This window comes from Streptomyces sp. NPDC053750, from assembly GCF_044544295.1.
Lineage (GTDB): Bacteria > Actinomycetota > Actinomycetes > Streptomycetales > Streptomycetaceae > Streptomyces.
On record NZ_JBITXB010000012.1, the window covers coordinates 200,935 to 219,171 of the forward strand.

At 72.7% G+C, this 18,237-nt stretch carries 15 protein-coding genes; 11 read left to right on the top strand and 4 right to left on the bottom strand.

Features of this window, described 5'->3' with window-relative positions; all coding sequences use genetic code 11:
- The first annotated feature begins 25 nt into the window (after nucleotides 1-25).
- The 8 genes from rpmI to ACIGO6_RS29870 all read left to right on the top strand — a co-directional run bounded on the left by rpmI (nucleotide 26) and on the right by ACIGO6_RS29870 (nucleotide 9,092).
- Complete coding sequence (gene rpmI, locus ACIGO6_RS29835; RefSeq protein ID WP_003977225.1) at nucleotides 26-220, top strand: 50S ribosomal protein L35; 195 nt, start codon at nucleotides 26-28, stop codon at nucleotides 218-220.
- Nucleotides 221-317: 97 nt separating this feature from the next.
- Nucleotides 318-701 (top strand): 50S ribosomal protein L20, encoded by a 384-nt coding sequence (rplT, locus tag ACIGO6_RS29840; protein WP_003977226.1) that lies wholly within the window; start codon nucleotides 318-320, stop codon nucleotides 699-701.
- Nucleotides 702-883: 182 nt separating this feature from the next.
- Nucleotides 884-1,732 (top strand): TrmH family RNA methyltransferase, encoded by an 849-nt coding sequence (locus ACIGO6_RS29845; RefSeq protein ID WP_399881721.1) that lies wholly within the window; start codon nucleotides 884-886, stop codon nucleotides 1,730-1,732.
- Between the two features lie 50 nt (nucleotides 1,733-1,782).
- A complete protein-coding gene (locus tag ACIGO6_RS29850; protein WP_399881723.1) occupies nucleotides 1,783-2,922 on the top strand; it encodes an ATP-binding protein in 1,140 nt (379 codons plus the stop codon).
- Nucleotides 2,923-3,091: 169 nt separating this feature from the next.
- Entirely contained in the window at nucleotides 3,092-4,213 is a 1,122-nt protein-coding gene (pheS, locus tag ACIGO6_RS29855) for a phenylalanine--tRNA ligase subunit alpha (RefSeq protein WP_399881725.1), read from the top strand.
- Complete coding sequence (gene pheT, locus ACIGO6_RS29860) at nucleotides 4,213-6,726, top strand: phenylalanine--tRNA ligase subunit beta (protein ID WP_399881727.1); 2,514 nt, start codon at nucleotides 4,213-4,215, stop codon at nucleotides 6,724-6,726. The genes pheS and pheT overlap by 1 nt, the downstream gene beginning before the upstream one ends.
- 342 nt (nucleotides 6,727-7,068) lie before the next feature.
- Entirely contained in the window at nucleotides 7,069-8,409 is a 1,341-nt protein-coding gene (locus ACIGO6_RS29865; RefSeq protein WP_399881729.1) for a transcriptional regulator, read from the top strand.
- Nucleotides 8,410-8,528: 119 nt separating this feature from the next.
- A complete protein-coding gene (locus tag ACIGO6_RS29870) occupies nucleotides 8,529-9,092 on the top strand; it encodes an NUDIX hydrolase (protein ID WP_399881731.1) in 564 nt (187 codons plus the stop codon).
- Nucleotides 9,093-9,106: 14 nt separating this feature from the next.
- On the opposite strand, the gene ACIGO6_RS29875 is transcribed toward ACIGO6_RS29870, so the two are convergent.
- Nucleotides 9,107-12,250, bottom strand: a complete 3,144-nt coding sequence (locus ACIGO6_RS29875) for a tetratricopeptide repeat protein (protein ID WP_399881733.1) — start codon at nucleotides 12,248-12,250, stop codon at nucleotides 9,107-9,109.
- 96 nt (nucleotides 12,251-12,346) lie between these two features.
- On the opposite strand from ACIGO6_RS29875, the gene ACIGO6_RS29880 reads away from it, so the two are divergent.
- A complete protein-coding gene (locus ACIGO6_RS29880; protein WP_399881735.1) occupies nucleotides 12,347-13,252 on the top strand; it encodes a hypothetical protein in 906 nt (301 codons plus the stop codon).
- A 53-nt stretch (nucleotides 13,253-13,305) separates the two neighbouring features.
- Here the strand turns inward: ACIGO6_RS29880 and ACIGO6_RS29885 are convergent, their stop codons facing one another.
- Nucleotides 13,306-14,178, bottom strand: coding sequence for a 3-hydroxybutyryl-CoA dehydrogenase (locus ACIGO6_RS29885; RefSeq protein WP_399881737.1), 873 nt, complete (start codon nucleotides 14,176-14,178; stop codon nucleotides 13,306-13,308).
- 173 nt (nucleotides 14,179-14,351) lie between these two features.
- Here ACIGO6_RS29885 and ACIGO6_RS29890 point away from each other — a divergent pair, with 173 nt between their 5' ends.
- Nucleotides 14,352-15,629: a glycoside hydrolase family 10 protein gene (locus ACIGO6_RS29890; RefSeq protein WP_399881739.1), complete on the top strand. Its 1,278-nt coding sequence runs from the start codon at nucleotides 14,352-14,354 to the stop codon at nucleotides 15,627-15,629.
- Nucleotide 15,630: 1 nt separating this feature from the next.
- On the opposite strand, the gene ACIGO6_RS29895 is transcribed toward ACIGO6_RS29890, so the two are convergent.
- Together ACIGO6_RS29895 and ACIGO6_RS29900 are read right to left on the bottom strand one after the other, a co-directional pair.
- Complete coding sequence (locus ACIGO6_RS29895) at nucleotides 15,631-15,825, bottom strand: DUF1918 domain-containing protein (protein WP_399881741.1); 195 nt, start codon at nucleotides 15,823-15,825, stop codon at nucleotides 15,631-15,633.
- Between the two features lie 39 nt (nucleotides 15,826-15,864).
- Nucleotides 15,865-16,791: a DMT family transporter gene (locus tag ACIGO6_RS29900; protein ID WP_399881743.1), complete on the bottom strand. Its 927-nt coding sequence runs from the start codon at nucleotides 16,789-16,791 to the stop codon at nucleotides 15,865-15,867.
- Here ACIGO6_RS29900 and ACIGO6_RS29905 point away from each other — a divergent pair.
- A complete protein-coding gene (locus tag ACIGO6_RS29905) occupies nucleotides 16,790-18,229 on the top strand; it encodes a PLP-dependent aminotransferase family protein (RefSeq protein WP_399881745.1) in 1,440 nt (479 codons plus the stop codon). The two genes, ACIGO6_RS29900 and ACIGO6_RS29905, sit on opposite strands and share 2 nt — an antisense overlap.
- Nucleotides 18,230-18,237 lie beyond the last annotated feature (8 nt).

An 18,237-nucleotide genomic window follows, 5' to 3' on the forward strand; every position in this document is an offset into this window, starting at 1 on the left:
CCACCGACGAGGAGAGAACGGCGCTATGCCGAAGAACAAGTCGCACAGCGGTGCCAGCAAGCGCTTCAAGATCACCGGCTCCGGCAAGGTGCTCCGTGAGCGCGCCGGCAAGCGCCACCTGCTCGAGCACAAGTCGTCCCGCGTGACGCGTCGCCTCACCGGCAACGCCGAGATGGCCCCGGGCGACGCCGCGAAGATCAAGAAGCTTCTCGGCAAGTGACGTACGGGCGCCACTGAGCGCCGTACGGCAGGACCGGGACCCATTCGACACCGGGCCGTGTGAGCACCACCGCGGCCCCGCTACAAGGAGTTAAAAAGTGGCACGCGTCAAGCGGGCAGTCAACGCCCACAAGAAGCGCCGGGCGATCCTCGAGCAGGCCTCCGGCTACCGCGGTCAGCGTTCGCGCCTGTACCGCAAGGCCAAGGAGCAGGTCACCCACTCGCTGGTCTACAACTACAACGACCGCAAGAAGCGCAAGGGTGACTTCCGCCAGCTGTGGATCCAGCGCATCAACGCCGCTGCCCGCGCCAACGGCATCACGTACAACCGCTTCATCCAGGGCCTGAAGGCCGCCAACGTCGAGGTCGACCGCAAGATCCTCGCCGAGCTGGCCGTCAACGACCCGAACGCGTTCGCCGCGCTCGTCGAGGTCGCGCAGAAGGCGCTGCCGAGCGATGTGAACGCGCCGAAGGCGGCGTGACGCTGCGCCGGCTTGAGCCGTAGTTGAAGGGACCCGCAGGCTTGGAGCCTGCGGGTCCCTTCGATTGCCCGCTGCCTTGGCCCGTCGTTCGGCTGCGGAGCCGTCGTGGCTGGTCGCGCAGTTCCCCGCGCCCCTGAAGGGGCGCTTCAGCCCGCGTTGATTTAGTTGTGAAGGTGAGAAGAGTGCGCCCCGCCGCCCCCGAGTTGATCTCCCCCCGGTCTCCCCGTGTCGCTGCCGCTCGGCGGCTTGGTAAGCGGAACTTCCGGGGGAAGGAGCGGCTGTTTCTGGCCGAGGGGCCGCAGGCCGTGCGGGAGGCCGCCGCGTACGGGGAGACGCTCGTCGAGCTGTTCGCCACGGTCGAGGCCGCCGAGCGGTACGCCGACATCGTCGGGGCCGCTCGTGACGTGGGCGCCCGGGTGCACCTCGCCGCCGACGCGGTGATCGAGGACATCTCCACCACCGTCACCCCGCAGGGGCTGGTCGGGGTCTGCCGGTTCCTGGACACGCCGTTCGAGGAGATCCTCGCCGCCCGGCCCAAGCTGGTCGCCGTCCTCGCGCACGTCCGCGACCCCGGCAACGCCGGCACCGTGCTGCGCTGCGCCGACGCCGCCGGCGCCGAGGCCGTCGTGCTCACCGACGCCTCCGTCGACCTGTACAACCCCAAGGCCGTACGCGCCTCCGTCGGCTCCCTGTTCCACCTGCCGGTCGCCGTCGGCGTACCCGTCGAGCGGGCCGTCGCCGGTCTCAGGGACGCCGGGGTCCGCGTCCTCGCCGCCGACGGTGCGGGCGAGCACGACCTCGACGCCGAGCTGGACGCCGGCACCATGGGCGGCCCCACCGCCTGGGTCTTCGGCAACGAGGCCTGGGGGCTGCCGGAGGAGACCCGCGCCCTCACCGACGCCGTCCTGCGCGTCCCGATCCACGGCAAGGCGGAGAGCCTGAACCTGGCCACCGCCGCAGCCGTATGTCTCTACGCGTCGGCACGTGCACAGCGCGCCGCCGGAGGCTGCCGCTCCGTCACCGAGAGCTAGTAGGGTGACCTGCCCAAGGCCCCTGCGCGGCTGAGAGGTGGGACACGGGGATGAGCGTCGGCACGAGCAGCGCGCCGGGAGCACGGGGGGCGGCGCGTCCGCCCGCGCCCCGCAGCCCCGGTGATCGCGTCGACCTCGGCATCGACCCCGACGAGCTGCCCGAGGGGCTCGTCGTCGCGGACGAGCGGGGCCGCGTCATCTGTTTCAACGCGGCCGCCGCGCGCATCACCGCCGTCCCCGCCGCCGACGCCTTCGGCCGGCCGTTGGAGAAGGTGCTGCCGTTGGAAGATCTCGAGGGCCGGCGCTGGTGGCAGCTGACCGACCCCTACGGCGGGCTCGCCATCCGCGTGCGCCAGCCCGAGCGCAACCTGCTGCTCCCCGGCGGACGGGAGGTCCTCGTCTCCGCCCGTTACGTCCGCACCGAGCGCCTCGGCCCCGTCCACCGCGTCGTCGTCACCCTGCGCGACACCGAGGCCCGCCGCCGCACCGAGCGCAGCCACGCCGAGCTGATCGCCACCGTCGCCCACGAGCTGCGCTCGCCGCTCACCTCCGTCAAGGGGTTCACCGCCACGCTGCTGGCCAAGTGGGAGCGGTTCACCGACGACCAGAAGCGGCTGATGCTGGAGACCGTCGATGCCGACGCCGACCGCGTCACCCGCCTCATCGCCGAGCTGCTGGACATCTCCCGGATCGACTCGGGCCGGCTGGAGGTGCGCCGCCAGCCCGTCGACATCGGCGCCGCCGTCGGCCGCCACATCCAGGCCTACGTCGCCGCCGGCCAGGAGGCCGACCGCTTCCTGCTCCGCCTCGGCCGGCCGCTGCCCGACCTGTGGGCGGACCCCGACAAGATCGACCAGGTGCTGAGCAACCTCATCGAAAATGCCGTGCGGCACGGCGAGGGAACCGTCACCATTGACGTCACGCCCACGGCGTCCCCCCGCGAAGGGGAGGACACCGGCACGTCGGTCACGGTGAGCGACGAGGGGGCCGGCATCCCGGAGGAGTCCATGAACCGCGTCTTCACCCGCTTCTGGCGGGGCAGCAAGCGCGGTGGCACCGGCCTCGGGCTGTACATCGTCAAGGGCATCGTCGAAGCTCACGGCGGCACCATCACGGTCGGCCGCGCCCCCGGCGGCGGCGCCGAGTTCCGATTTACGTTGCCCGTGGCGGCACCGGCCTACCTCACCTGAGGATCACCTCGGAGGGCCTGCGACCCCACGGGCGTAATCCGCGTTCCACAGCCCCGTTAGACTCGGTCTTTGGCACCTTTGCGTCCAGATCCGCAGACGAAGCGTCCCCGCCCCGTCTCCGGACCGTAGACGGGGCGTTCCAGCCAGCCAATCGGAAGCACGGGAAGAGATGTCGGCACCGAATAAGTCGTACGACCCTGTCGAGGTCGAGGCGTTGAAACCGGAAGAGATCGAGCGCATGCGGGACGAGGCGCTCGCCGCCTTCGCCGCCGCGGACTCCCTCGACGCGCTCCAGGAGGCCAAGGTCGCCCACACCGGCGGCACCTCCCCGCTGGCGCTGGCCAACCGCGAGATCGGCGCCCTGCCCCCGCACGCCAAGGCCGAGGCCGGCAAGCGCGTGGGCATGGCCCGGGGCGCCGTCAACAAGGCCCTCGCCGCCCGCCAGACCGAGCTGGAGGCCGAGCGCGACGCCCGGGTGCTGGTCGAGGAGGCGGTGGACGTCACGCTGCCCTACGACCGTGTACCGGCCGGCGCCCGCCACCCGCTCACCACGCTCTCCGAGCGCATCGAGGACATCTTCGTGGCCATGGGCTACGAGGTCGCCGAGGGCCCCGAGGTCGAGGCCGAGTGGTTCAACTTCGACGCCCTCAACATCGGCCCGGACCACCCGGCCCGCGGCGAGGCCGACACGTTCTTCGTGCAAGGCCCGAAGGGCGGCTCCGGGTCCGGCGTCGTGCTGCGCACCCACACCTCGCCCGTGCAGATCCGCTCCGCGCTCGACCGTGAGCTGCCGGTCTACGTGATCTGCCCCGGCCGGGTGTACCGCACCGACGAGCTGGACGCCACGCACACCCCGGTCTTCCACCAGGTCGAGCTGCTCGCCATCGACGAGGGCCTGACCATGGCGGACCTCAAGGGCACCCTGGACCACATGGTCCAGTCGCTGTTCGGCGCGGAGATGAAGACCCGGCTGCGGCCGAACTTCTTCCCCTTCACCGAGCCGTCCGCCGAGATGGACATGCTCTGCTACGTCTGCAAGGGCGCGTCCGTCGGCAACCCCGACCGGTCCTGCCGCACCTGCTCCAGCGAGGGCTGGATCGAGCTCGGCGGCTGCGGCATGGTCAACCCGCGGGTGCTCACCGCCTGCGGCGTCGACCCGGAGAAGTACAGCGGCTTCGCCTTCGGGTTCGGCATCGAGCGGATGCTGATGTTCCGCCACAACGTCGAGGACATGCGAGACATGGTCGAGGGTGACGTGCGCTTCACCCGGCCGTTCGGGATGGAGATCTGATGCGGGTCCCGCTTTCTTGGCTGCGGGAGTACGTCGACCTGCCGGCCACGCAGACCGGCCGCGACGTCCAGGCCAAGCTCATTTCGGCCGGGCTCGAGGTCGAGACCGTCGAGCACCTCGGCGCCGACCTCAAGGGTCCCCTCGTCGTCGGCCAGGTGCTGACCATCGAGGAGCTCGAGGGCTTCAAGAAGCCGATCCGCTTCTGCACCGTCGACGTCGGCCGGGCGAACGGCACCGGTGAGCCCCAGGAGATCGTCTGCGGCGCGCGCAACTTCGCCGTCGGCGACAAGGTCGTCGTGGTCCTCCCCGGCGCCACCCTGCCGGGCGGCTTCTCGATCAGCGCCCGCAAGACCTACGGCAAGACCTCCCACGGCATGATCTGCTCCGGCGACGAGCTGGGCATGGGCGACGACGGCACGCACGGCATCATCGTGCTGCCGCCGGAGACCGAGGTCGGCAAGGACGCCATCGAGCTCCTCGAGCTGGTCGACGAGGTCCTGGACATCGCCGTCACCGCCAACCGCGGCGACTGCCTGTCCATCCGCGGCGTCGCCCGCGAGACCGCCATCGCCTACGGCCTGCCGCTGCGCGACCCGGCCCTGCTCGACGTGCCCGGCCCGAACGCCTTCGGCCACCCGGTGAAGATCGCCGACCCCGCCGGCTGCGACCGTTTCACCGCCCGCACGGTGACCGGCCTCAGCGCCGAGGCGCGCTCCCCGATCTGGCTCCAGCGGCGCCTCCAGAAGGTCGGCATGCGCCCGATCTCGCTCGCCGTCGACGTCACCAACTACGTGATGATGGAGCTCGGCCAGCCGCTGCACGCCTACGACCGCTCGCTGGTCCAGGGCACCATCGGCGTCCGCCGGGCCGAGGAGGGCGAGAAGATCGTCACCCTCGACGGCGTCGAGCGGAAGCTGCACGCCGAGGACCTGGTCATCACCGACGACCGCGGCCCGATCGGGCTCGCCGGTGTCATGGGCGGCGCCAACACCGAGATCGCGGACCACAGCGACACCGAGAACGCGACGAGCGACGTGGTGATCGAGGCCGCCCACTTCGACCAGGTGTCCGTCGCACGCACCGCCCGTCGGCACAAGCTGTCCTCCGAGGCCTCCCGCCGCTTCGAGCGCGGCGTCGACCCGCAGGCCGCGGCGGCAGCCGCCCAGCGCACCGTCGACCTGCTCGTGCTGCTCGCGGGCGGCACCGCCGAGGCCGGCGTCACCGAGATCAGCGCCCCGTCCGCGCCGCGCACCATCGCCATGCCCGCCGACCACCCGGACAAGGTCGCGGGCGTGACCTACGGCCGCGAGAACGTCGTACGCCGCCTCCAGGAGGTCGGCTGCGACGTGTACGGGCAGGACGAGCTGATCGTCACCGTCCCGTCCTGGCGGCCCGACCTCACCGACCCGAACGACCTGGCCGAAGAGGTCATCCGCCTGGAGGGCTACGAGAACCTGCCCTCCACGCTGCCCAGGCCCCCGGCGGGCCGCGGCCTGACCTCCCGGCAGCGGCTGCACCGCAGGGTCGGCCGGGCGCTGGCCGGTGCCGGTTACGTCGAGGCGCCGAACTACCCGTTCGTCAGCGAGCAGGTCTTCGACCAGCTCGGCCTGGACGCCGACGACCCGGCCCGCCGCGTCGTCAAGCTGGTCAACCCGCTCAGCGACGAGGAGCCCGCGCTGCGGACCTCGCTGCTGCCGGGCCTGCTCGGCGCGCTGCGCCGCAACGACGGCCGGGGCTCGCACGACCTGGCCCTCTTCGAGACCGGCCTGGTCTTCCACCCGCGCGACGAGCAGCGCATCGCCGCCAACCTGCCCGTCGACCGGCGGCCCGACGCGGACGACCTCGCCGCGCTGGACGCCGCGCTGCCCGACCAGCCGCGGCACGTCGCCGTCGTCCTGGCCGGCGCCCGCGAGCAGGCCGGCTGGTGGGGCAAGGGCCGTCCGGCCGACTGGGCCGACGCGGTCGAGGCGGGGCGCCTCGTGGCACGGGAGGCCGGAGCCGAGCTGACCCTCCGCAAGGGTCAGTACGGGCCGTGGCACCCCGGTCGCTGTGCCGAGCTGACCGTCACGGTCGACGGCACGGAGCGGGTCGTCGGGCACGCGGGTGAGCTGCACCCGCGGGTGCTCAAGGCGCTCGGTCTGCCCGCGCGCACCTGTGCGATGGAGCTGGACCTCGACGCCGTGGCGCGGGTCGGCGACGACACCCCGCAGGCGCCGGGCATCTCCACGTTCCCGGTCGCCACGCAGGACGTCGCCCTGGTCGTCGACGCGTTCGTACCGGCGGCGGAGGTCGAGGCCGCGCTGCGCGACGGTGCGGGTGAACTGCTGGAGTCCATCCGGCTGTTCGACGTCTACGACAACGCGGAGCAGCTGGGTGAGGGGCGCAAGTCCCTGGCGTACGCGCTGCGCTTCCGCGCGGGGGACCGGACGCTGACGGTCGACGAGGCGTCGGCTGCGCGGGATGCGGCGGTTGCCCTTGCGGGCGAGCGGGTCGGAGCGGTGCTGCGTAGTTAGCGGTGCGCCCGAGGGGCGGGGGGTTCTGCCGGTCGGCGGCTGCGGGTGGTCGGTGGCTGGTCGCGCAGTTCCCCGCGCCCCTGCGGCTCCGCCGCGGCCGGCGGAGCCGTCCGCCCCGCCACGGAGTGTCGGGCAGGCAGCTGGGCGGACGGCGTGGAACGGGCCGCCGCACTGTACGAGGGGGAGCCGGCGGCCCGGCCGGCCTCTTTCGAGGCAGTTCAGTCAACCGGCCCGGAACTCTCCGCGACAGCGCGCACACGATACGGAAGCGCGTACTTCGTTCACACCCCGTGTGAAGACCGACGCACTACGCTGTCGGCACCGAGTCACCGGGGGGCACCCATGCAGCCCAACACCCTGCTCGACGCGATCCTCGACGAGGCCGGGATCTCGCACGCGGGACTGGCCGCGCACGTCAATCAGGCGGGCCGCCGACGGGGGCTCTCGCTCAGGTACGAACACACCGCCGTCGCCCGGTGGTTGAAGGGGCAGCGCCCCCGCGGCCAGGTGCCCGACCTGATCTGCGAGGTCCTCGCCCACCGGCTGCACCGGCCCGTCACCCTCGACGACATCGGCCTCGGCGTGTCCGGCGAACCGGCCGCCCCGCACAGCGGCTCACTGTCCGGGTTCGTCGAACGCGCGACCGCCCTGTGGCGCTCCGACCAGCAACGGCGACCGCACATCCTGGGCGCCCCCGCGCTCACCGGCACGCCGGCCGTGATGCCGGTGTGGGAGTGGGAGAACCCGCCCGAGGACGTGGACGTCTCCCGCGGCGGCCGGCATCGGGTCACCCCGGCCGACCTGGAGCTCCTCCGGTGCGCGCGCACCCACTACGAGCAGATGTACCGCAAGGCCGGCGGCATCGCGACGCGCGTGCGCATCGTCGGTTTCCTCAACTCCGAGGCCGCCCCGCTGCTGCGCGGCGGCTACACGGACGCCACCGGACGCCAGCTCCACCGGGCCACCGGCGGCCTGGTGGCCGTCGCCGGCATCTGCGCGTACGACTCCGACGCGCACGGCCTCGCCCAGCGCTACTTCCACCAGGCGCTCAGACTCGCGAAGGCCAGCGGCGACCGGGGACTGGGCGCCTACGTCATCGCGCTGCTGGTCAACCAGGCGCTGTTCCTGCGGGAGTACCGCCAGGCCGTCGCCTTCGCCGAGGCCGCGCTGCGCACCGCCGGCCGGCACATCACCCCGGCGCTCGCCTCCGATCTGTACGCGATGCAGGCGAAGGCGTACGCCCACCTCGGCGACGGCACGAGCGCCCTGTCCTGCATCCGCCGGGCCGAGCAGGCCGCCGAACGCATCCGGCGCGGATACGAACCCGACGAGACCGGCTACGTCCAGCCCGGCCTGGTCAACGTCCAGGTGGCCGAGGCGCTGCTCAGCCTCGGCGAACTCGCGGCGGCCGGGGAGCACGCCGCGGCGGCCGTCGACACCCCCGCGCACGACCGGGGCCGCGTGCACCGGCTCGCCATGCTCAGCACGATCGAACTGCGCCGCGGCAACGCCGACAAGGCGGTCGCCACCGCGGTGCAGATGGCCGAACAGGCCCGGGGAATGGAGTCGCAGCGGCTGCGGGACAGACTCCGCGCGGTACGCGAGCACCTGGTGCGCAGCGGGTGCGCGGGCACGGCCGAGGCCGCCGAACTCATCGACGGGGCCCTGCGCGTACCGCTCTAGCCCGCCCGTCCCTCCGGGGACACTGCGCCGTCGCTGCTCCACGAGCGGCCGTCGTGCGCCTGCTGTCGGGCCGCTCCTGCTGCGATATTGCCACCTACTCAAAGAAGGGTGGCAGAACCGTGCAGTGGACCAAACAGAACGAACAAAATGTGTACTCAAATCGCTGGTTCAGCGTCAATCTCGCCGACGTCGAGCTACCGGACGGGCGGCACCTCGACCACTTCCTCATACGGATGCGCCCCGTCGCCGTGGCCACGGTCGTGAACGAGGCGGGCGAGGTCCTCCTGCTGTGGCGGCACCGCTTCATCACCGACAGCTGGGGCTGGGAACTCGCGGCCGGTGTCGTCGAGGACGGCGAGGACGTCGCGACGGCGGCGGCCAGGGAACTGGAGGAGGAGACCGGCTGGCGGCCGGGACCGCTGCACCACCTGATGACCGTGGAGCCGTCCAACGGACTCACCGACGCCCGGCACCACATCTACTGGGCCGAGCAGGGCACGTACGTCGGACACCCCGTGGACGACTTCGAGTCGGACCGCCGGGAGTGGGTCCCCCTCAAGCTCGTCCCCGACCTGGTCGCCCGCGGAGAGGTCCCGGCCGCCAACATGGCGGCCGCGTTACTGCTGCTGCACCACCTCAGGCTCGGGCAGGACAGCCCACCCCGCCCCGGTGACGGCGCCTGACGCGTTCCGCCCGGTCAGCCGCCCAGCAGTCCGTCCAGTTCCTTTCGCGCCTCGTGCGTGTCCCGGTGCTCCTCGCCGAGGACCCGTGCACGGTCGGCGACGACCTCGCGGAGCAGGGCCACCGCCGACTCGACCTCCCCCAGCCGCGCCAGCGTCCGGGCCCGGCCGAACCTCGTCGTGATGACCTCCGGGTGCTCGGGGTTGGCGTAGCGCGCGAGCCGCTGCTCCAGCAGGACGTCCAGTTCGGCGAGTGCCGTGACCGGGTCTCCGAGCTCGGCCTTCAGCAGGGCGATGTTGTAGCGGGTGATCATGACGGCCGGGTGGGTGTCGCCGAGTACCTCCCGCTGGTCGCGGAGCACCTCCTCGTGCAGTGGCAGCGCGCCCGCGGCGTCACCCAGCTCCCATGTGAACCGCGCGGTGTTCAGCCGGACCAGGAAGGTGTTCGGGTGGTACGCGCCGCGGAGCCGGGTGACGAGCGGCAGCAGCTCGGCGTAGCCGTCGAGCGCCTCCTGGAGTCGCCCCGACTCGCCCAGGAACTTGCAGATGTTCATCCGGCTGAACACCACCTGCTCGTGCTCCTCGCCGAACGCCTCGATCCGGTCCCGCAGGAGCTCGGCGTGCAGCTCCAGGGCCTGGTCGTAGCGGCCCAGCATGCCGTGCCAGTAGGCGATGTAGTGCCGCTCCTCCAGGACGGCCACGTGCGTCGGGCTCAGCGCGCGTTCCAGGTCGGGCAGCAGCTCCTCGTGCAGCCGCAGCCCCTCCTCCCGGGCACCGCCGCGCCCCGTCCAGTACGCGATGTGGTGCCGGGTGTCCAGGGTGCGCGGGTCGTCGGGGCCGAGGAGACGCTCCTGGTCGGTGAGCACCTCCCGGTGCAGGGCCACGGCCTCGGCGAAGTCACCCGTCTCGCCGGTCGCGTAGGCGATGCGGGAGCGGGTCTCGAGCAGCTCGGGATCGTCCGCGTCGAGCACCCGCAGCTGGTCCGGCAGCAGCTCGCGGTACAGCTCGCGGGCCCGCCCGTACGCCCCGGACTTGCTCGTCCAGTACGCCGTGCGGGCCCGGGCGCGCAGGGTCGCCGGCGCGTCCGCGCCGAGGTGCTCCCCGAGGCGCTCGGCCCAGCTCGCCCAGCGGGCCCGGTTCACCGTCGCCTCCGGTGCGGCGCGCAGCTCCAGGCTCGCCAGGAGCCGCTCGTACAGCGCCGCGGCGGCGTCCTCGTCGGGCGCGGCGAGAGCCGCCTGCCACAGGTGCTCGGGCTCGGCCTGCTCGGCGTAGCGGTGCAGAGGGTCGTCGGGCGTGTGCTGTTCCATGGGAGCCATGATCTCCAGCGCGTCGCAGAGCGCGCGATGCCCCTCCACCAGGTCCTGCTCCTGCGCCACGTACTCGAGGAGGGACGGGTGGTACACGCCGAGCAGTTCGGTGCCCGACGGGTCGGGCGAGCGGACCATGAGGCCGTCGAGGAGACGCAGCACCAGGCCGACCGCCTCCTCGTCGGCCGGGCCGCCCAGTTCCCCGGCAGCCCGGGAGAGCAGGGGCCGGGGCAGGGTCATGCCGGGGCCGGAGGCGGCGACGACGAGCAGGACCGGGTCGAGCCAGGCGGAGGCGCCGTGCGAGGAGGCCTGGTCGCGAAGCGGGACCAGCGTCCTGTCGTAGGCGTCCGCCAGTCCCTCAGCGACCTCGGACGACTCGGACGGGCCGGCATCGGCCAGGACCTTCGTGATCTGCCAGTTCCCGTCCCGCCGGGCGAGGATCACCTGCTGGGCGTCCTCCGGTACCCGTCGGGCCCGAAGATAGGCGCGCATGTTCCGGTCGTCGGGCACCGGGACCGGCAGCTGCTGCCAGTCCTCGGGCAGCGCCACCCACTCCTGGACCGTGGTCACCACGCCGAACCACTCCGGTGCCGCCTCCCGCAGCGCCGTGAGCTCCGTGAACAGCGCGGCGCGGCTCGTGGCGTCCTTCACCTGGTCGAGGCCGTCCACGACCACGCGCACCGGCTCACGCGCCTCCATCAGGCCGAGCGGCCCTGCCACCTCCGCGACCGTGCTCGGCAGCAGCGTGCGCTGCGCCTGGGGGACCCGTGCCCGGTACGCCGTACGCGCGGTGTCGAAACCCGGCAGGTACCTGCGGAGCTGACGGGCCATCTGCTGGACGGCCGTCCCGGACGTCCACGCGGCGTCGCTGAGCCGCACGACGGCGCACACCGTCGCGGCGGTGTCCGCCTCGCCCTCGGGCAGCAGCTCGGGACGGGCGAGCGCGGTGGCGATCGTCGTCTTGCCCGTGCCCATGGCGCCGACCACGGCCACGAGCCGGTTCAGGCGGACGAGCCGGGCGATCCGGGCCAGTTCCGCGGGCGGCTGGAAGTGGCGCAGGGCGGGCACCAGAACCTGTTGGTCGGGAGAACCGGCCAGCACGCTCAGCTTTTGGTCGTGCGCCACGTTGCGGGCGATCCACGCCGTCGACGGGGCTGCCTGGCGCGCGCCCTTGCCCCCGTCGAACGAGACCGCCTGCGGAATCTGACGCCGGAGCAGCGTCTGGACCCTCAGGCGTACCGCCTTCGTCTCCAGGAACGGGTCGAGCCGGATGTCCCCGTGGCGGACGAGTCGGGTGAGCATCCGCGAGAACTGCAGGTCGTAGGAGACCCGGTCGTTGGAGGAGGTCAGCACCTCGACCGTGCGGCCGGCCTGCATGGCGGAGCCGAGCCAGCCCTCGGCCGCGGCCAGGAGGGCGTGGCCGGAGAAGCACCCGTCGACCACCAGGGTCAGCTCCGGCACGCCCCCGTACCGCTTGGTCATCCGGCCGACCTCGCCGGGCAGGTCGAAGGCCGTCTCCGGGCCGGGCGCGGCCGGTGTGGAGCTGATCGGGAAGAGGAAATCGCCCCCGTGGAGGTGAAACCCGTGGCCGAGGAACCCGAGCAGCAGGGAGGCACGCGCCGCCTGCGCCTCCCGGAACGCCTCCTCCACGGCATCGGTCACCTCGGACACCGTCCGCGGGTTCAGCAGCAGCCCGTCACCGTGCGCGGGAGCGAACGAACCACGCTTCGGGTCCAGTAACAGCTCCGTCAACTCGTGTGCGTACGGCTCCAGTCGGACCAGCCGGTCCTCCTCCTTCCGCTCGCGGACGTCCCAGTGGGACGCGACCACAAGAGATCTGCGCGCAGCTGTCATGCGCGCATTATGGCTGTGCCCGGGCACGGGGAACCACCGCCCAGGTCCCACGCGTTGGGGTGGCGAACGACGACAGCACGGGCGACGGGGAGACGCATGGCAGAGCTGGTCATGGTGCACGGCATCGGACCCGAGTACGAGACCGAGCAGCGGCTGCGGGAGGACTGGACGCGGACCCTCGCGCGCACGCTGCGGGACAACGGCCGCGCCGAGGCGGCCGACCGCATCGAGGGCGGGGCGGTGACGGTCGACATGGCCTACTACCGCCACCTGTACCAGGACTATGCGCCCCGCGGCGACTTCGACGTACGGCTGCCCGCCCCGATCGCGGCCACCGGCGAGGAGGTCGCCGTGGACATCGTCGACAACATCCGCCGACACGCCTCCGATCCCGACGACAGGGACGAGGCCGCCGACGCGCTGGAGGAGCTGACCGTCGAGGTCGGCCCCGAACAGGGGCCGTTGGAGCCGCTGCGCATGCTCGTGTCGATCATGGGAGGGCTCGGCCCCATCGCCCGCTCCGGGTTCGCCGCGCTGTGCAGCACCGGAGCGTTCCACCTCGGGCAGGTGGCCGCTTACCTGGACGACGAGCGGGTCCGGGAAGGCGCCATCGAGGCCGTGCTGTCCCGAGTGACCCCCGACACCAAGGCCGTTGTGGCCCACTCGCTCGGCACCGTCGTCGCCTACGAGGCGCTGCACCGGCTCGACCAGCCGCTGCCGCTGCTGGTCACCTTCGGATCGCCTCTCGGGCTGCGCTCGATCATCCGCGGGCGGCTGCGCCCGCAGCCGCTGCGCTCACCGGCCCACCTCAAGCGCTGGGTGAACGTTGCCGACCGCGACGACTTCATCGTCGCCACGCTGAGGCTGCACAAGCTCTTCCCCAAGGACGATGCCGTGCTCGAACGCACCCGGCGGGTCGGCAACCGCGACTTCGACCCCCACGCGGCGACGGAGTACCTCAGCCACTGGGAGACGGTGGAGCCGCTCGCCGAGCTGCTCTGAACGGTCGGGCGCCGGTCCGACGGGGCCGGCGCCTCAGTGCGCAGTCGGGTGCGTCAGCCGTACGTGTAGAAGCCCGACCCCGTCTTGCGGCCCAGCCGGCCCGCGTCGACCATGCGCTGGAGCAGCGGGGGAGCGGCGTACAGCGGCTCCTTGTACTCCTCGTACATCGAGTACGCGACGGAGGCGACCGTGTCCAGGCCGATCAGGTCGGCCAGCTTCAGCGGACCCATCGGGTGGGCGCAGCCCATCTCCATGCCGTTGTCGATGTCCTCGCGGCTGGCGATGCCCGACTCGAACATCCGGATCGCGGAGAGCAGGTAGGGAATCAGCAGCGCGTTGACCACGAAGCCGGAGCGGTCCTGGGCGCGGATGGCGTGCTTGCCGAGCACCTTCTCCGTGAACAGCTGGGCCCGGCTCAGCGTGCCCTCGGAGGTGGTGAGCGCCGGGATCAGCTCGACGAGCTGCTGCACCGGGGCCGGGTTGAAGAAGTGGATGCCGATGACGTGGTCCGGTCGCGAGGTGGCGACCGCCAGCTTCACCAGCGGGATCGAGGAGGTGTTGGAGGCCAGGATCGCGTCCGGCCGGGTCACGACCTGGTCGAGCACCTGGAAGATCTCGGTCTTGACCTGCTCGTTCTCGACGACGGCCTCGATCACCAGATCACGGTCGGCGAACTCGCCGAGGTCGGTGGTGAAGCTCAGGCGCGCCTGCGTCGCGTCCCGCTCCTCCTCGGTGATCTTGCCGCGCTCGGCGGCCTTGGTCAGCGAGTTGTACAGCCGGGTGCGGCCGATCTCCAGAGCCTCGCCGGTGGTCTCGGCGACCATCACCTCCAGACCGGAGCGGGCGCACACCTCGGCGATGCCCGCTCCCATCTGACCGCAGCCCACCACGCCGACGCGTGTGATATCTCCCGAGATGCCGGTCACATCGTCCCTTTCGCTGATCCACGGCTGTCGCAGCAGGCCGGGGTTTCCGGCGCCTGCTCCGATCGTGCACGTTACCCCCGAATGGCCACGGATCCGTCCTCAGGGTCGGGCATGCTGAGGGGCCGTACACGATCCGTGACCCCGCGGATCCGCAGCGTTCAGGAGGTCTTCGCATGGGCCGTGTCTCGCGCCGTGCCTTCGCGGTGGCGGCGTTCTCGGCGTTGACCATGGCGCCCGGGGCGTCGGCGGCACCGGTTCCGTCGGGTGCACCGGCCCCGTCGGCACTCCGGGGCCCCCTCGCGCCACCGCCCTCGCGCCGGGCCGTCACCGAGATGCGGGGCATGTGGCTGGCCACGGTCGCCAACCGCGACTGGCCCAGCCGCGCGGGGCTGCGGGCCTCCGAACAGCGCGCGGAGCTGGTCGAGCACCTCGACACGGCGGTCCGGCGCCGCCTCAACACGGTGATCTTCCAGGTGCGGCCCACCGCCGACGCGCTGTGGCCGTCGGCGTACGAGCCGTGGTCGCAGTACCTGTCCGGCAGCCAGGGCCGCGACCCGGGCTGGGACCCGCTGGGCACGGCGGTGAAGGAGGCCCACGCCCGCGGACTGCAGCTGCACGCCTGGTTCAACCCGTACCGCGTCGCCACGCACGACGACCCGGCCCGCCTGGTGCCCTCCCACCCGGCACGCAAGCACCCGGCGTGGGTGGTGCCGTACGGCGGGAAGCTCTACTACGACCCGGGTCTGCCCGAGGTCCGGGCCTTCGTCCAGGACGCGATGATGGACGCGGTGGAGAAGTACGCCGTGGACGGCGTCCACTTCGACGACTACTTCTACCCCTATCCGGTGGCGGGCCACAGCTTCGACGACGCCGGGACGTACCGCGCCCACGGCGCACGTTTCTCCAGCAGGGCCGCCTGGCGGCGGAACAACATCGACCTGCTCGTGCGGGAGACGGCGGCTCGCGTCAGGAAGATCCGGCCGGCCGCCCGCTTCGGGATCAGCCCCTTCGGGGTGTGGCGCAACGCGGCCACCGACAAGCGGGGCTCGGACACCCGGGCGGGCGTGCAGACGTACGACGACCTGTACGCGGACACCCGCACCTGGGTCCGCAAGGGCTGGATCGACTACATCGTGCCGCAGCTGTACTGGAACATCGGCCTGGCCGCCGCCGACTACGCCGAGCTGCTGCCCTGGTGGGCCGAGGTGGCCAGGGGCAGCCGGACCCGGCTGTACGTGGGCGAGGCGCTGTACAAGGCCGGTGACCCGGCGCAGCCCGCCGCCTGGCAGGACCCCGCGGAACTCTCCCGGCACCTCACGCTCGCCCACCGGCACCCGGAGGTGCGCGGGCACGTCTTCTTCTCCGCGAAGGACGTCGCCGAGGACCGGTCCGGAGCGATGGCGCGGGTGGCCGCCGACCACTACGCGCGGCCGGCCGACACCTCGCGCTGAGCTACAGCTGGGTCTCCTTGTGCCGGATCTCGGTGTCGGGGCCGGGCGAGCACACGCCCTCGTGCCCATCCTCGAACCGGACCCGGTACGGGGGAGCGCCCTTCTCGCCCATGACTTCGACGATTTCCCCGACCTTGTCGTGCTCACCGACCACCCGGCCGTGCTGGACCAGCTGGTCGCCCTTGGTTGCGTGCATCCGTGAGCCTCCTCACCTGTGTGCCGCGCTGTGTGCCGCTCAGCCCCGGGCCCGCTGGGTGACCGCGATGCACACCAGTACCGCCGCGGCCGTCAGCGGAGCGGCCACCGTCAGGTGCTCGCCCAGGAGAAGTACCGACCACACCAGTGTGAGCAGCGGCTGGGCCAGCTGCAACTGGCTGGCCTTCGGGATGCCGATGGCCGCCATGCCCCGGTACCAGACGACCAGGCCGAGGAACTGCGAGCCCGCCGCCACCCACAGCAGCCCGGTCACGCTGTGCGCCGTCAGCTGCACCGGCTCGAAGGACAGGGCGACGGCGGCCATCGGCACCGTCAGCGGCAGGCACAGTGCCAGCGCCCACCCGATGACCTGCCAGCCCGGCATCACCCGGGCCAGCCGGCCGCCCTCGGTGTAGCCGGCCGCGCACACCAGCAGCGCCCCGAAGAGATATGCGTCGGCCGAGGTCAGGGCCCCGCCGCTCTGCTGCACCGTGAAGGCGAGCACGGCCGCCGCGCCCGCCAGGGCCGCGATCCAGAAGGTGCGCGACGGGCGGGTGCCGATGCGCAGGGCGGACAGCAGCGCGGTGGTCAGCGGCAGCAGGCCGACCACGACGGCGGCGTGCGCGGTGGTCGAGGTCTGCAGGGCGAGCGTGGTCAGCAACGGGAAGCCGAGGACCACCCCCGCGCCCACCACCGCGATCCCGAACCAGTGGCGCCGCTCGGGCAACGGCACCCTCAGCGCCAGCAGACAGCCGCCGGCGATCACCGCGGCGAGGATGCTGCGCACGGCGATCAGGGTCCAGGGGCCGAAGCCCTCCAGGCCCCAGGCGGTGGCGGGGAAGGTGAGGGAGAAGGCGACGACCCCCAGCCCGGCCTGGAGGGTGCCGGAGGACGGACCGCCGACTGTCGTGACCGGACCGCCGACCGCTATCCCGGACGATGCGGTAGCGCTACTCTGTGCTCTCATGCAAGAGCGTAGCAGTGTTGCTGACCTGGCGAGCCGGCTCCGGCTGGAGCTCGACCGCTACTCACCCGGAGGAAAGCTCCCGTCCAGCCGGGCCCTTGTCGAACGCTTCCGGGTGAGTCCGGTGACCGTCTCCCGCGCCCTGGCGCAGCTGGCCGCCGAGGGGCTGGTGGTCACCCGGCCCGGAGCCGGGGCCTTCCGCGCCGAGTCGCGGCCCGTGGCCGTGCCCGCCGGGGACACCTCCTGGCAGGAGGTCGCGCTGAGCGCCGACGGCGCCGCCGACCTCGTACCGCGCTCGGTGGACGCCTCCGGGGTCCTCGTCTCGCTGGCCGCCCCGCCGCCCGGCGTCGTGGAGTTCAACGGCGGCTATCTGCATCCCTCGCTGCAACCGGAACGGGCGATGGCCGCGGCCCTGTCCCGGGCCGGGCGGCGGCCCGGCGCGTGGGGCCGGCCGCCGATGGAGGGCCTGCCGGAGCTGCGGGAGTGGTTCGCGCGCAGCATCGGCGGGGCCATCACCTCGGCGGAGGTGCTGGTCACCGCGGGCGGCCAGTCCGCGCTGACCACCGCCCTGCGTGCCCTCGCCCCGCCCGGCGCCCCCGTGCTCGTCGAGTCACCGACGTACCCCGGGATGCTGGCCATCGCACGGGCGGCCGGCCTGCGCCCGGTGCCGGTCCCCGTGGACGCGGACGGAGTCCGGCCCGCCCTGCTCGCCGACGCCTTCCGCGCGACCGGCGCCCGCGTCTTCGTCTGCCAGCCCCTGTTCCAGAACCCGACCGGCGCGGTACTCGCCCCCGAGCGGCGCGGCGAGGTGCTGCGCATCGCCCGCGCGGCCGGTGCCTTCGTCGTCGAGGACGACTTCGTCCGCCGGCTCGTGCACGAGGACGCGGGTCCGCTGCCCGCCCCGCTCGCCGCCGACGACCCGGACGGCGTGGTCGTCCACGTCTGCTCGCTGACCAAGGCGACCTCGCCCAGCTTCCGGGTCAGCGCCCTGGCAGCACGCGGGCCGGTGCTGGAGCGGCTGCGGGCCATCCAGGTCGTCGACACCTTCTTCGTGCCACGGCCCCTGCAGGAGGCGGCGCTGGAACTCGTCGGCTCACCCGCCTGGCCACGTCATCTGCGGGCGGTCTCCGCGGAGTTGAAGGCCCGCCGGGACGCGATGACCTCCGCGCTGCGGCTGCACCTGCCCGAGCTGTCGCTGCCCCACGTGCCGTCGGGCGGCTACCACCTGTGGCCGCGCCTGCCCGACGGCACCGACGAGACCGCCCTCACCTCGGCGGCCCTGCGCGCGGGCGTCGCGATCACACCGGGCCGCCCGTACTTCAGCGCCGAACCCCCGGCCGCCCACCTCCGGCTGAGCTTCGCGGCGGTCGCGGGCGTCGGGGAGATCGCGGAAGGCGTACGGCGCCTGTGCACGGCCTGTGCCGAGGTGTGGGGCGGCTGACGCGGGCG

Bases quoted from the DNA above. Each gene is read 5' to 3' on its own strand.
- ACIGO6_RS29895 (WP_399881741.1), bottom strand. From the start codon at position 15,825: ATGCACGCAACCAAGGGCGACCAGCTGGTCCAGCACGGCCGGGTGGTC.
- ACIGO6_RS29875 (WP_399881733.1), bottom strand. From the start codon at position 12,250: ATGACAGCTGCGCGCAGATCTCTTGTGGTCGCGTCCCACTGGGACGTC.
- pheS (WP_399881725.1), top strand. From the start codon at position 3,092: ATGTCGGCACCGAATAAGTCGTACGACCCTGTCGAGGTCGAGGCGTTG.
- ACIGO6_RS29890 (WP_399881739.1), top strand. From the start codon at position 14,352: ATGGGCCGTGTCTCGCGCCGTGCCTTCGCGGTGGCGGCGTTCTCGGCG.
- ACIGO6_RS29880 (WP_399881735.1), top strand. From the start codon at position 12,347: ATGGCAGAGCTGGTCATGGTGCACGGCATCGGACCCGAGTACGAGACC.
- ACIGO6_RS29905 (WP_399881745.1), top strand. From the start codon at position 16,790: ATGCAAGAGCGTAGCAGTGTTGCTGACCTGGCGAGCCGGCTCCGGCTG.
- ACIGO6_RS29865 (WP_399881729.1), top strand. From the start codon at position 7,069: ATGCAGCCCAACACCCTGCTCGACGCGATCCTCGACGAGGCCGGGATC.
- ACIGO6_RS29850 (WP_399881723.1), top strand. From the start codon at position 1,783: ATGAGCGTCGGCACGAGCAGCGCGCCGGGAGCACGGGGGGCGGCGCGT.
- pheT (WP_399881727.1), top strand. From the start codon at position 4,213: ATGCGGGTCCCGCTTTCTTGGCTGCGGGAGTACGTCGACCTGCCGGCC.
- rpmI (WP_003977225.1), top strand. From the start codon at position 26: ATGCCGAAGAACAAGTCGCACAGCGGTGCCAGCAAGCGCTTCAAGATC.
- ACIGO6_RS29900 (WP_399881743.1), bottom strand. From the start codon at position 16,791: ATGAGAGCACAGAGTAGCGCTACCGCATCGTCCGGGATAGCGGTCGGC.